We start from the raw sequence: 13,705 nt of genomic DNA, 5'->3' as shown, positions 1-13,705 counted from the left end.
GCGATAAACACATTGAAAGGATAACTTATGAACAAGACTCAACTGATTGATGTAATTGCGGACAAGGCTGATCTGTCTAAAGTGCAGGCTAAAGCTGCTCTGGAATCTACCCTGGCTGCTATTACTGAGTCTCTGAAAGAAGGCGATGCTGTACAACTGGTTGGTTTCGGTACCTTCAAAGTGAACCACCGCGCTGAGCGTACTGGCCGCAACCCGCAGACCGGTAAAGAAATCAAAATCGCCGCAGCTAACGTGCCGGCATTTGTTTCTGGTAAAGCACTGAAAGACGCAGTTAAGTAAGACGCGTGGCAGTGAACAGTTTTAACGAAGGGGCGGCAACGCCCCTTTTGTCATTCTGGCGTGGACCGCTCGCGCTGGCAGGCGTACTGTTGCTCTCTGCCTGTAGTCATGATTCCTCACTCCCCCCGTTTACCGCCAGCGGCTACGCTGACAACCAGGGTGCGGTCAGGATCTGGCGCAAAGATTCCAGCGATGAAGTCCATATGCTCACCGCGTTCAGCCCATGGCATAACGGCAATACCTCGACCGCAGAATACCGCTGGCAGGGCGATGCCCTGTCGCTCATTGAACTGAATATCTACAGTAAGACTCCCGAACACGTGAAGGTGCGTTTCGACGACCACGGCGAGCTGAGCTTTATGCAGCATGAGGTCAGTGGACTGAAACAGCAGCTTTCCAGCGATCAGGTCGCCCTCTACCGCTACCGTGCTGAACAACTTCGCCAGACCAGCGATGCACTGCGTCAGGGCCGCGTGGTGCTGCGTCAGGGGCGCTGGCATGCCGACGGCACGGTGACCACCTGCGAAGGGCAGACGGTGAAGCCTGAGCTTGAATCCTGGGCAACCGAACACATTCAGCGTCGTCAGCGGCATTCATCTGTGGAGGTGAGTGTGGCATGGCTGGAAGCGCCGGAAGGCTCTCAGCTGTTGCTGGTGGCGAATGAAGATTTCTGCACCTGGCAGCCGACAGAAAAGAGTTTTTGATTTAAGTCCCCTCTCCCTTGAGGGAGAGGGTTAGGGTGAGGGGGAAATTACTCTCCCTGCTCCCGCGCAATAGCACGATAACCGATATCCTGACGGCTGAAGCTGCCGTTCCAGTGAATATCCGCCATCAGCGCATAGGCGCGTTTCTGCGCTTCTGCCACGGTCTGGCCCAGCGCGGTCGCACACAGCACGCGGCCGCCGTTGGTGAGCACGCGGTCATCGTCAGCCAGCTTCGTACCGGCGTGGAACACCTTCGCGCCGTCAATCTCTTCCAGCGGCAGGCCGTGGATCTCATCTCCAGTGTTGTAGCTACCCGGATACCCACCCGCAGCAATCACCACACCTAAAGAGGCACGCTCGTCCCACTCTGACGTTTTCTCATCCAGTTTGCCTTCGCAGGCCGCAAGGCACAGATCCACCAGGTCGGATTTCATGCGCAGCATGATCGGCTGGGTTTCCGGATCGCCAAAGCGGCAGTTGAATTCGATCACCTTCGGGTTACCCTGCTTGTCGATCATCAGGCCTGCATAAAGGAAACCGGTGTAGGTATTGCCTTCCGCCGCCATCCCTTTCACGGTTGGCCAGATGATGCGGTCCATGGTGCGCTGATGCACCTCATCGGTAACAACGGGAGCAGGAGAGTAAGCGCCCATTCCCCCAGTGTTGGGGCCGGTATCGCCATTGCCCACACGCTTGTGATCCTGGCTGGTGGCCATCGGCAGAACGTGCTCGCCATCGACCATCACGATAAAACTCGCCTCTTCGCCGTCGAGGAACTCTTCAATCACGATGCGGTGGCCCGCATCGCCAAAGGCGTTACCTGCCAGCATATCCTGAACTGCGGCTTCGGCTTCTTCGAGGGTCATCGCGACGATCACGCCTTTACCCGCGGCCAGACCGTCGGCCTTGATAACAATCGGCGCGCCCTTCTCACGTAAGTAGGCCAGAGCAGGCTCCACTTCAGTGAAATTCTGATATTCCGCCGTCGGGATGTTATGACGCGCGAGGAAATCTTTGGTGAAGGCTTTTGAGCCTTCCAGCTGTGCGGCACCCTCCGTTGGGCCAAAGATTTTCAGGCCAGCTGCGCGGAAGGCGTCTACGACGCCAATCACCAGCGGCGCTTCCGGGCCAACGATGGTCAGATCGATGTTCTCGGTCTGGGCAAAGCTCAGCAGTGCCGGGATATCGGTCACGCCGATGGCGACGTTTTGCAGCGCGGGTTCCAGCGCCGTACCGGCATTACCCGGTGCCACAAAGACGGTTTCAACCTGCGGGGACTGCGCTGCTTTCCACGCCAGGGCGTGCTCGCGCCCGCCGTTACCAATCACTAATACTTTCATTTTCTGCTCCGGGAATTAATGGCGGAAGTGGCGCATGTCGGTGAAGATCATTGCGATGCCATGCTCGTCGGCAGCGGCAATCACTTCGTCATCACGGATTGAACCGCCAGGCTGGATCACACAGGTGATACCCACAGCAGCGGCCGCATCGATTCCGTCGCGGAACGGGAAGAAGGCATCAGAGGCCATGGCGGAGCCTTTCACTTCCAGGCCTTCGTCGCCTGCTTTGATACCGGCAATTTTTGCAGAGTAAACGCGGCTCATCTGGCCTGCGCCTATCCCGATGGTCATGTTCTCTTTGGCGTAGACGATGGCGTTGGATTTCACGAACTTAGCCACTTTCCAGCAGAACAGCGCGTCACGCAGTTCCTGCTCGGTTGGCTGACGTTTGGTGACGACACGCAGATCGGCTTCGCTCACCATCCCCAGATCGCGGTCCTGAACCAGCAGACCGCCGTTCACGCGCTTGAAGTCCAGGCCCGGCACGCGTTCCGCCCACTGACCGCAAACCAGCACGCGCACATTCTGTTTTGCCGCAGTGATTTTCAGCGCTTCTTCTGATGCGGACGGCGCGATGATCACTTCGACAAACTGGCGGGAGATGATGGCCTGCGCGGTTTCCGCATCCAGCTCGCGGTTAAAGGCGATAATGCCGCCGAACGCGGAGGTCGGGTCGGTTTTGTAGGCGCGATCGTAGGCATCCAGAATAGAAGTGCTTACCGCAACGCCGCATGGGTTGGCGTGCTTGACGATAACGCAGGCCGGCTCGCTGAATTCTTTCACGCATTCCAGCGCGGCGTCGGTGTCGGCAATGTTGTTATAGGAAAGGGCTTTGCCCTGAACCTGCTGGGCGGTCGCAACGGAGGCTTCCTTTACCTCTTCTTCTATATAGAAGGCAGCCTGCTGGTGGCTGTTCTCACCGTAACGCATATCCTGCTTCTTAATGAAGTTCAGGTTCAGGGTGCGCGGGAAGTGGCCAGAGGGATCTTTGCTTTCACCATGGTAAGCCGGTACCAGGCTACCGAAGTAGTTGGCGATCATGCTGTCGTAGGCGGCGGTATGCTCGAAGGCTTTGATGGCGAGATCGAAACGCGTTTCAAGTGTCAGGGACCCTTCGTTGGCATCCATCTCATTAATAATGGCGTTGTAGTCGCTGCTCTTCACCACGATGGCCACATCTTTATGGTTCTTGGCTGCGGAGCGCACCATGGTTGGGCCGCCGATATCAATATTTTCAACCGCATCTTCCAGAGAGCAGCCTTCGCGGGCGACGGTCTGGGCGAACGGGTAGAGGTTAACAACGACCATATCGATAGGCGCGATATCGTGCTGTTCCATAATGGCGTCGTCCTGACCGCGACGGCCAAGAATACCGCCGTGGACTTTCGGATGCAGGGTTTTGACGCGTCCATCCATCATTTCCGGGAAACCGGTGTAATCGGACACTTCGGTTACCGGCAGACCTTTCTCTGCTAACAGGCGCGCGGTGCCACCTGTAGAAAGCAGCTCCACACCGCGTGCGGAAAGTGCCTGGGCGAATTCGACGATACCGGCTTTATCAGAAACACTGAGCAGAGCGCGGCGGACTGGACGACGTTGTTGCATGGTAAATCCCCTGGATTTCACGATTACAGAGAGCGTTAGATGAATTTTCCTGTGAAAAACTCATCTAACACACCTGACGAGGCATCCTTGTAAAGCGCGAGCATTTTAACGAAAACGTTTGCGCAACGCTCGCACATTTTCACTTTTTCGTATCATTGTGGATAAGTCTGTGTGTAAAAAGGTATAAGGCGGGGTTTTGCTGTGGAATGCAGCAGTCAGTCATTTTTCTGTCATTTAGCGGTTGCGGCCTGCGGAGAACTCCCTATAATGCGCCTCCATCGACACGGCGGATGTGAATCACTTCACAAACAACCCGGTCGGTTGAAGAGAAAAAATCCTGAAAATCAGGGTTGACTCTGAAAGAGGAAAGCGTAATATACGCCACCTCGCAACGGTGAGCGAAAGCCGCGTTGCACTGCTCTTTAACAATTTATCAGACAATCTGTGTGGGCACTCAAAGTGACATGGATTCTTAATGTCCTCGGACACTAAATGAATACCAAGTCTCAACGAGTGAACACGTAATTCATTACGAAGTTTAATTCATTGAGCATCAAACTTTTAAATTGAAGAGTTTGATCATGGCTCAGATTGAACGCTGGCGGCAGGCCTAACACATGCAAGTCGAACGGTAACAGGAAGCAGCTTGCTGCTTCGCTGACGAGTGGCGGACGGGTGAGTAATGTCTGGGAAACTGCCTGATGGAGGGGGATAACTACTGGAAACGGTAGCTAATACCGCATAACGTCGCAAGACCAAAGAGGGGGACCTTCGGGCCTCTTGCCATCGGATGTGCCCAGATGGGATTAGCTAGTAGGTGGGGTAACGGCTCACCTAGGCGACGATCCCTAGCTGGTCTGAGAGGATGACCAGCCACACTGGAACTGAGACACGGTCCAGACTCCTACGGGAGGCAGCAGTGGGGAATATTGCACAATGGGCGCAAGCCTGATGCAGCCATGCCGCGTGTATGAAGAAGGCCTTCGGGTTGTAAAGTACTTTCAGCGGGGAGGAAGGCGATAAGGTTAATAACCTTGTCGATTGACGTTACCCGCAGAAGAAGCACCGGCTAACTCCGTGCCAGCAGCCGCGGTAATACGGAGGGTGCAAGCGTTAATCGGAATTACTGGGCGTAAAGCGCACGCAGGCGGTCTGTCAAGTCGGATGTGAAATCCCCGGGCTCAACCTGGGAACTGCATTCGAAACTGGCAGGCTAGAGTCTTGTAGAGGGGGGTAGAATTCCAGGTGTAGCGGTGAAATGCGTAGAGATCTGGAGGAATACCGGTGGCGAAGGCGGCCCCCTGGACAAAGACTGACGCTCAGGTGCGAAAGCGTGGGGAGCAAACAGGATTAGATACCCTGGTAGTCCACGCCGTAAACGATGTCGACTTGGAGGTTGTGCCCTTGAGGCGTGGCTTCCGGAGCTAACGCGTTAAGTCGACCGCCTGGGGAGTACGGCCGCAAGGTTAAAACTCAAATGAATTGACGGGGGCCCGCACAAGCGGTGGAGCATGTGGTTTAATTCGATGCAACGCGAAGAACCTTACCTACTCTTGACATCCAGAGAACTTTCCAGAGATGGATTGGTGCCTTCGGGAACTCTGAGACAGGTGCTGCATGGCTGTCGTCAGCTCGTGTTGTGAAATGTTGGGTTAAGTCCCGCAACGAGCGCAACCCTTATCCTTTGTTGCCAGCGGTCCGGCCGGGAACTCAAAGGAGACTGCCAGTGATAAACTGGAGGAAGGTGGGGATGACGTCAAGTCATCATGGCCCTTACGAGTAGGGCTACACACGTGCTACAATGGCGCATACAAAGAGAAGCGACCTCGCGAGAGCAAGCGGACCTCATAAAGTGCGTCGTAGTCCGGATTGGAGTCTGCAACTCGACTCCATGAAGTCGGAATCGCTAGTAATCGTGGATCAGAATGCCATGGTGAATACGTTCCCGGGCCTTGTACACACCGCCCGTCACACCATGGGAGTGGGTTGCAAAAGAAGTAGGTAGCTTAACCTTCGGGAGGGCGCTTACCACTTTGTGATTCATGACTGGGGTGAAGTCGTAACAAGGTAACCGTAGGGGAACCTGCGGTTGGATCACCTCCTTACCTTAAAGAACCTGCCTTTGCAGTGCTCACACAGATTGTCTGATGAATGATGAACTTCTGAATGTACTTTTGAGTGCATTAAGAAGTTTTGCTCTTTAAAAATCTGGATCAAGCTGAAAATTGAAACGACACACAGCTCATGTGTGTTCGAGTCTCTCAAATTTTCGCAATCAGAAGTGAAACATCTTCGGGTTGTGAGGTTAAGCGACTAAGCGTACACGGTGGATGCCCTGGCAGTCAGAGGCGATGAAGGACGTGCTAATCTGCGAAAAGCGCCGGCGAGGTGATATGAACCTTTGACCCGGCGATGTCCGAATGGGGAAACCCAGTGTGTTCCGACACACTATCGTTAACTGAATACATAGGTTAACGAGGCGAACCGGGGGAACTGAAACATCTAAGTACCCCGAGGAAAAGAAATCAACCGAGATTCCCCCAGTAGCGGCGAGCGAACGGGGAGCAGCCCGGAGTCTGAATCAGCTTGTGTGTTAGTGGAACGGTCTGGAAAGTCCGACGGTACAGGGTGATAGTCCCGTACACGAAAATGCACAGGTTGTGAACTCGAAGAGTAGGGCGGGACACGTGGTATCCTGTCTGAATATGGGGGGACCATCCTCCAAGGCTAAATACTCCTGACTGACCGATAGTGAACCAGTACCGTGAGGGAAAGGCGAAAAGAACCCCGGCGAGGGGAGTGAAAAAGAACCTGAAACCGTGTACGTACAAGCAGTGGGAGCACCTTCGGGTGTGACTGCGTACCTTTTGTATAATGGGTCAGCGACTTATATTCTGTAGCAAGGTTAACCGTATAGGGGAGCCGAAGGGAAACCGAGTCTTAACTGGGCGTTAAGTTGCAGGGTATAGACCCGAAACCCGGTGATCTAGCCATGGGCAGGTTGAAGGTTGGGTAACACTAACTGGAGGACCGAACCGACTAATGTTGAAAAATTAGCGGATGACCTGTGGCTGGGGGTGAAAGGCCAATCAAACCGGGAGATAGCTGGTTCTCCCCGAAAGCTATTTAGGTAGCGCCTCGTGAACTCATCTTCGGGGGTAGAGCACTGTTTCGGCTAGGGGGCCATCCCGGCTTACCAACCCGATGCAAACTACGAATACCGAAGAATGTTATCACGGGAGACACACGGCGGGTGCTAACGTCCGTCGTGAAGAGGGAAACAACCCAGACCGCCAGCTAAGGTCCCAAAGTCATGGTTAAGTGGGAAACGATGTGGGAAGGCACAGACAGCCAGGATGTTGGCTTAGAAGCAGCCATCATTTAAAGAAAGCGTAATAGCTCACTGGTCGAGTCGGCCTGCGCGGAAGATGTAACGGGGCTAAACCATGCACCGAAGCTGCGGCAGCGACACTATGTGTTGTTGGGTAGGGGAGCGTTCTGTAAGCCGTTGAAGGTGTGCTGTGAGGCATGCTGGAGGTATCAGAAGTGCGAATGCTGACATAAGTAACGATAAAGCGGGTGAAAAGCCCGCTCGCCGGAAGACCAAGGGTTCCTGTCCAACGTTAATCGGGGCAGGGTGAGTCGACCCCTAAGGCGAGGCCGAAAGGCGTAGTCGATGGGAAACAGGTTAATATTCCTGTACTTGGTGTTACTGCGAAGGGGGGACGGAGAAGGCTATGTCAGCCGGGCGACGGTTGTCCCGGTTTAAGCATGTAGGCGGAGGTTCCAGGTAAATCCGGTACCTTGTTAACGCTGAGGTGTGATGACGAGGCACTACGGTGCTGAAGTGATAAATGCCCTGCTTCCAGGAAAAGCCTCTAAGCATCAGGTAACACGAAATCGTACCCCAAACCGACACAGGTGGTCAGGTAGAGAATACCAAGGCGCTTGAGAGAACTCGGGTGAAGGAACTAGGCAAAATGGTGCCGTAACTTCGGGAGAAGGCACGCTGATATGTAGGTGAAGTCCCTGCGGACGGAGCTGAAATCAGTCGAAGATACCAGCTGGCTGCAACTGTTTATTAAAAACACAGCACTGTGCAAACACGAAAGTGGACGTATACGGTGTGACGCCTGCCCGGTGCCGGAAGGTTAATTGATGGGGTTAGCGGCAACGCGAAGCTCTTGATCGAAGCCCCGGTAAACGGCGGCCGTAACTATAACGGTCCTAAGGTAGCGAAATTCCTTGTCGGGTAAGTTCCGACCTGCACGAATGGCGTAATGATGGCCAGGCTGTCTCCACCCGAGACTCAGTGAAATTGAACTCGCTGTGAAGATGCAGTGTACCCGCGGCAAGACGGAAAGACCCCGTGAACCTTTACTATAGCTTGACACTGAACACTGGTCCTTGATGTGTAGGATAGGTGGGAGGCTTTGAAGCGTGGACGCCAGTCTGCGTGGAGCCATCCTTGAAATACCACCCTTTAATGGCTGGTGTTCTAACGTAGACCCGTGATCCGGGTTGCGGACAGTGTCTGGTGGGTAGTTTGACTGGGGCGGTCTCCTCCCAAAGAGTAACGGAGGAGCACGAAGGTTGGCTAATCCTGGTCGGACATCAGGAGGTTAGTGCAATGGCATAAGCCAGCTTGACTGCGAGCGTGACGGCGCGAGCAGGTGCGAAAGCAGGTCATAGTGATCCGGTGGTTCTGAATGGAAGGGCCATCGCTCAACGGATAAAAGGTACTCCGGGGATAACAGGCTGATACCGCCCAAGAGTTCATATCGACGGCGGTGTTTGGCACCTCGATGTCGGCTCATCACATCCTGGGGCTGAAGTAGGTCCCAAGGGTATGGCTGTTCGCCATTTAAAGTGGTACGCGAGCTGGGTTTAGAACGTCGTGAGACAGTTCGGTCCCTATCTGCCGTGGGCGCTGGAGAATTGAGGGGGGCTGCTCCTAGTACGAGAGGACCGGAGTGGACGCATCACTGGTGTTCGGGTTGTCATGCCAATGGCACTGCCCGGTAGCTAAATGCGGAAGAGATAAGTGCTGAAAGCATCTAAGCACGAAACTTGCCCCGAGATGAGTTCTCCCTGAGACCTTGAGTCTCCTGAAGGAACGTTGAAGACGACGACGTTGATAGGTCGGGTGTGTAAGCGCAGCGATGCGTTGAGCTAACCGATACTAATGAACCGTGAGGCTTAACCTTACAACGCCGAAGCTGTTTTGGCGAAGAGACAGACACGATTTTCAGCCTGATACAGATTAAACAGAATTTGCCTGGCGGCTTTAGCGCGGTGGTCCCACCTGACCCCATGCCGAACTCAGAAGTGAAACGCCGTAGCGCCGATGGTAGTGTGGGGTCTCCCCATGTGAGAGTAGGGAACTGCCAGGCATCAAACAAGAAGAACCCCGTACCGTAAGGTGCGGGGTTTTTTGCTTTTGTTTTTCTCCCTCTCCCTGTGGGAGAGGGCCGGGGTGAGGGCACCAAACCGCACCATCCCCTCCTTGAAACTTTCTCACCTTACGCTTGCAGGCTCGACATTAACCCCGTTTCTGGGTATCGTTAGCTGTCTGGATGTCTAAACGTTTATACGTATGCTGTGAGGATTTAAGGTTATGCCGATTCGGGTGCAGGACGAGCTACCAGCCGTCAATTTCTTGCGTGAAGAGAATGTCTTCGTAATGACAACTTCGCGTGCTTCTGGTCAGGAAATTCGCCCGCTGAAGGTGCTGATCCTTAATTTGATGCCAAAGAAGATCGAAACAGAGAACCAGTTCTTGCGTTTGCTCTCCAACTCTCCGCTTCAGGTTGATATCCAGCTGCTGCGCATTGACGCGCGTGAGTCACGCAACACGCCTGCTGAGCATCTGAATAACTTCTACTGTAATTTTGAAGATATTCGCGATGAGAATTTCGATGGGCTGATCGTCACCGGCGCACCGCTGGGTCTGGTGGAATTTAATGACGTTGCCTACTGGCCACAGATCAGGCAGGTGCTGGAGTGGGCAAAAGATCACGTCACGTCCACCTTATTTGTCTGTTGGGCGGTACAGGCCGCACTGAATATCCTCTATGGCATTCCCAAGCAAACCCGCAGCGACAAACTTTCTGGCGTATACGAACACCACATCCTTCACCCGCATGCGCTGCTGACGCGTGGTTTCGATGACACTTTCCTGGCCCCGCATTCTCGCTACGCCGATTTTCCGGCACAGCTGATCCGAGATTACACCGACCTGGAAATCCTGGCCGAAACGGAAGACGGCGATGCCTACCTGTTCGCCAGTAAAGACAAACGCATCGCGTTCGTTACCGGCCATCCTGAGTACGATCCGCATACCCTCGCGGCAGAGTATTTTCGTGACGTTGAAGCGGGTCTGAATCCGGATGTCCCGTACAACTATTTCCCGAAAAACGATCCACAAAACACGCCTCGGGCAACCTGGCGTAGTCATGGAAATTTGCTGTTTACCAACTGGCTCAACTATTACGTCTACCAGATTACGCCGTACGATCTTCGCCACATGAATCCGACGCTGGAGTAATCGTCTGCATTAAACGATCCTAAAGCGTTTCAGCTATTCAGATCAGGCACCTTCGGGTGCCTTTTTTATTTCCGAAATCCTGTTCAACATACCAGGAAACTTTAACTCTATAGTAATCATGAAGTTGCGTTGCAATTAAAATTAAAATGGAAATTGTTTTTGATTTTGGAAAAATTATAGATAGTCTTAATTCTGCTGAGCGAAAACTACACAACGATCTTTCGCTCGCGTCGGGGGCGTGATTTGGATCTTTGATGAGGAGCAGAACGATGACTCAACAGGCAACAACGGTCGATGAACTGACCTTTACCCAGCCGAATGGTGAGCAAGAACAGCAAGTTTTGACGGCAGAAGCGGTAGAGTTTCTGACTGAACTGGTGACTCGCTTTACGCCACAGCGTAATAAACTGCTGGCGGCGCGCATTCACCAACAGCAGGGGATCGATAACGGCAAGTTGCCAGGATTTATTTCGGAAACTGCTTCCATTCGTCATGGTGATTGGAAAATCCGCGGAATCCCTGAAGATTTACAGGATCGTCGTGTGGAGATCACCGGCCCGGTAGAGCGCAAAATGGTGATCAACGCCATGAATGCCAACGTCAAAGTCTTTATGGCCGATTTTGAAGACTCGCTGGCACCGGACTGGCAGAAAGTTATCGACGGGCAGATCAACCTGCGCGACGCCGTCAATGGCACCATCAGCTATACCAACGAAGCCGGTAAAATTTACCAGCTCAAACCGAATCCGGCGGTGCTGATCTGTCGCGTACGCGGTCTGCATTTGCCAGAAAAGCACGTCACCTGGCGCGGAGAAGCGATTCCGGGCAGCCTGTTCGACTTTGCGCTGTACTTCTTCCACAACCATAAAAACCTGCTGGCGAAAGGCAGCGGCCCCTATTTCTATCTGCCGAAAACCCAGTCCTGGCAGGAAGCGGCGTGGTGGAGTGAAGTTTTCAGCTACGCAGAAGACCGCTTCAGCCTGCCGCGCGGCACCATTAAAGCCACGCTGCTGATTGAAACCCTGCCTGCCGTATTCCAGATGCATGAGATCCTCCATGCGCTGCGTGACCATATTGTGGGCCTGAACTGCGGCCGCTGGGATTACATCTTCAGCTACATCAAAACGCTGAAAAACCATGCCGACCGGGTATTGCCGGATCGTCAGGTTGTGACCATGGATAAACCGTTCCTCAGCGCCTACTCGCGCCTGCTGATTAAGACCTGTCACAAACGCGGCGCCTTTGCGATGGGCGGCATGGCGGCCTTTATCCCGAGCAAAGATGCTGAGCGTAACAACCATGTGCTCAACAAGGTGAAAGCCGATAAAGAGCTGGAAGCCCGTAATGGCCACGACGGGACGTGGATTGCCCATCCCGGTCTGGCCGATACGGCGATGGAAGTCTTTAACCGCGTACTCGGCGACAACAAAAACCAGCTGTTTGTCACCCGTGAAGATGATGCGCCCATCGCAGAAGAACAGTTGCTCGCGCCGTGTGCGGGCGAGCGTACGGAAGAGGGCATGCGCGCCAATATTCGCGTCGCCGTGCAGTACATCGAGGCATGGATCTCCGGCAACGGCTGCGTGCCGATTTACGGCCTGATGGAAGATGCCGCCACGGCGGAAATTTCACGTACCTCCATCTGGCAGTGGATCCACCATCAAAAAACGCTCAGCAACGGCAAACCGGTAACCAAAGCCCTGTTCCGTCAGATGCTGGCCGAAGAGATGCGGGTCATCCAGGACGAACTGGGCGAGCACCGCTTCAGCAGTGGGCGTTTTGACGATGCTGCACGTCTGATGGAGCAAATCACCACCTCTGATGACTTAATCGACTTCCTGACCCTGCCGGGCTACCGCTTCCTGGCGTAATTCACCACATAACAATATGGAGCATCTGCACATGAAAACCCGTACCCAACAGATCGAAGAGTTACAAAAAGAGTGGACCCAACCGCGCTGGGAAGGCATTCGCCGCCCGTACAGCGCAGAGGAAGTGGTGAAGTTACGTGGCTCGGTTAACCCGGAATGTACGCTGGCGCAGAACGGCGCGGCAAAAATGTGGGATCTGCTGCACGGGGGAGCTAAAAAAGGCTATATCAACAGCCTCGGCGCACTGACTGGCGGTCAGGCATTGCAGCAGGCGAAGGCCGGCATTGAAGCTATCTATCTTTCCGGCTGGCAGGTCGCGGCGGATGCTAACCTTGCCTCCAGCATGTATCCGGATCAATCTCTTTATCCGGCGAACTCGGTGCCGTCAGTGGTGGATCGGATCAACAATACCTTCCGCCGTGCGGATCAGATCCAGTGGGCCGCGGGTATCGAACCCCACGATCCGCGTTTTATAGACTATTTCCTGCCGATCGTCGCCGATGCGGAAGCCGGTTTCGGCGGCGTGCTGAACGCCTTTGAGCTGATGAAATCCATGATTGAGGCCGGTGCAGCGGCCGTTCACTTTGAAGATCAACTGGCGTCGGTCAAGAAGTGCGGGCATATGGGCGGGAAAGTGCTGGTACCAACCCAGGAAGCGATCCAAAAGCTGGTTGCCGCGCGTCTGGCTGCTGACGTGCTCGGCGTGCCGACGCTGGTGATTGCCCGTACCGATGCTGATGCGGCGGACCTGATCACCTCTGACTGCGATCCGTACGACAGCGAATTTATTACCGGCGAGCGCACCAGCGAGGGGTTCTATCGCACGCATGCCGGTATCGAACAGGCCATCAGCCGCGGTCTGGCCTATGCCCCTTACGCTGACCTGGTCTGGTGTGAAACCTCCACGCCGGATCTGGCGCTGGCGAAGCGTTTTGCCGATGCGATTCATGCGAAGTATCCGGGCAAGCTGCTGGCCTATAACTGTTCGCCGTCCTTCAACTGGCAAAAGAATCTGGACGATACCACCATCGCCAGCTTCCAGCAGCAGCTGTCGGATATGGGCTACAAGTACCAGTTCATCACCCTGGCGGGTATCCACAGCATGTGGTTCAACATGTTCGACCTGGCGCACGCCTACGCGCAGGGCGAAGGCATGAAGCACTATGTTGAGAAGGTGCAGCAGCCAGAATTTGCGGCAGGCAAAGAGGGATATACCTTCGTTTCGCACCAGCAGGAAGTGGGAACCGGCTACTTCGATAATGTGACCACGATTATTCAGGGCGGGGCCTCCTCCGTCACGGCATTAACGGGCTCAACGGAAGAAGCACAGTTCTAATC

Annotated in this window: 7 protein-coding genes and 3 rRNA genes; 8 read left to right on the top strand and 2 right to left on the bottom strand. The window is 54.3% G+C overall.

Annotated features, from left to right (window positions below; translation table 11 throughout):
• Nucleotides 1–27: 27 nt before the first annotated feature.
• The gene (gene hupA / locus AM329_RS16715; RefSeq protein WP_002445246.1) at nt 28–300 is read left to right on the top strand and encodes a nucleoid-associated protein HU-alpha; all 273 of its coding nucleotides are present in this window, start codon (nt 28–30) and stop codon (nt 298–300) included.
• 11 nt (nt 301–311) lie between these two features.
• Nucleotides 312–1,004 (top strand): DUF1481 domain-containing protein, encoded by a 693-nt coding sequence (locus AM329_RS16710; RefSeq protein WP_022646713.1) that lies wholly within the window; start codon nt 312–314, stop codon nt 1,002–1,004.
• Nucleotides 1,005–1,051: 47 nt separating this feature from the next.
• Here the strand turns inward: AM329_RS16710 and purD are convergent, their stop codons facing one another.
• Both purD and purH read right to left on the bottom strand, forming a co-directional pair.
• Nucleotides 1,052–2,344 (bottom strand): phosphoribosylamine--glycine ligase, encoded by a 1,293-nt coding sequence (gene purD / locus AM329_RS16705; RefSeq protein ID WP_023324003.1) that lies wholly within the window; start codon nt 2,342–2,344, stop codon nt 1,052–1,054.
• A 15-nt stretch (nt 2,345–2,359) separates the two neighbouring features.
• Complete coding sequence (gene purH, locus AM329_RS16700) at nt 2,360–3,949, bottom strand: bifunctional phosphoribosylaminoimidazolecarboxamide formyltransferase/IMP cyclohydrolase (protein WP_032608236.1); 1,590 nt, start codon at nt 3,947–3,949, stop codon at nt 2,360–2,362.
• Nucleotides 3,950–4,512: 563 nt separating this feature from the next.
• Between purH and AM329_RS16690 the strand changes: the two genes are divergently transcribed.
• From AM329_RS16690 to aceA, 6 genes are all read left to right on the top strand, one after another.
• Nucleotides 4,513–6,054: ribosomal RNA gene (locus tag AM329_RS16690) — 16S ribosomal RNA — on the top strand.
• A gap of 198 nt (nt 6,055–6,252) precedes the next feature.
• A 23S ribosomal RNA gene (locus AM329_RS16685) occupies nt 6,253–9,156 on the top strand.
• A gap of 70 nt (nt 9,157–9,226) precedes the next feature.
• Nucleotides 9,227–9,342 (top strand): 5S ribosomal RNA (gene rrf, locus AM329_RS16680).
• Together the 16S, 23S and 5S rRNA genes form the textbook arrangement of a ribosomal RNA operon.
• Before the next feature lie 224 nt (nt 9,343–9,566).
• Complete coding sequence (metA, locus tag AM329_RS16675; RefSeq protein ID WP_003860360.1) at nt 9,567–10,496, top strand: homoserine O-succinyltransferase; 930 nt, start codon at nt 9,567–9,569, stop codon at nt 10,494–10,496.
• A gap of 269 nt (nt 10,497–10,765) precedes the next feature.
• Nucleotides 10,766–12,367, top strand: a complete 1,602-nt coding sequence (gene aceB, locus AM329_RS16670) for a malate synthase A (RefSeq protein ID WP_003860359.1) — start codon at nt 10,766–10,768, stop codon at nt 12,365–12,367.
• A 31-nt stretch (nt 12,368–12,398) separates the two neighbouring features.
• Nucleotides 12,399–13,703 carry an isocitrate lyase gene (aceA, locus tag AM329_RS16665; RefSeq protein ID WP_003860356.1) on the top strand — a complete coding sequence of 435 codons (1,305 nt, stop codon included), beginning with the start codon at nt 12,399–12,401 and terminating at the stop codon, nt 13,701–13,703.
• The last annotated feature ends 2 nt before the right edge of the window (nt 13,704–13,705 follow it).

Source organism: Enterobacter cloacae complex sp. AR_0002 (assembly GCF_001922365.1).
Taxonomy (GTDB): domain Bacteria; phylum Pseudomonadota; class Gammaproteobacteria; order Enterobacterales; family Enterobacteriaceae; genus Enterobacter; species Enterobacter hormaechei_C.
Note: the sequence above shows the minus strand (reverse complement) of the source record. Positions and strands in the feature narration are given on the sequence as shown.

What these genes read in the sequence shown, in the direction of transcription:
- hupA (WP_002445246.1), top strand. Translation starts at nt 28, where the DNA reads ATGAACAAGACTCAACTGATTGATGTAATTGCGGACAAGGCTGATCTG.
- purD (WP_023324003.1), bottom strand. Translation starts at nt 2,344, where the DNA reads ATGAAAGTATTAGTGATTGGTAACGGCGGGCGCGAGCACGCCCTGGCG.
- purH (WP_032608236.1), bottom strand. Translation starts at nt 3,949, where the DNA reads ATGCAACAACGTCGTCCAGTCCGCCGCGCTCTGCTCAGTGTTTCTGAT.
- metA (WP_003860360.1), top strand. Translation starts at nt 9,567, where the DNA reads ATGCCGATTCGGGTGCAGGACGAGCTACCAGCCGTCAATTTCTTGCGT.
- aceB (WP_003860359.1), top strand. Translation starts at nt 10,766, where the DNA reads ATGACTCAACAGGCAACAACGGTCGATGAACTGACCTTTACCCAGCCG.
- aceA (WP_003860356.1), top strand. Translation starts at nt 12,399, where the DNA reads ATGAAAACCCGTACCCAACAGATCGAAGAGTTACAAAAAGAGTGGACC.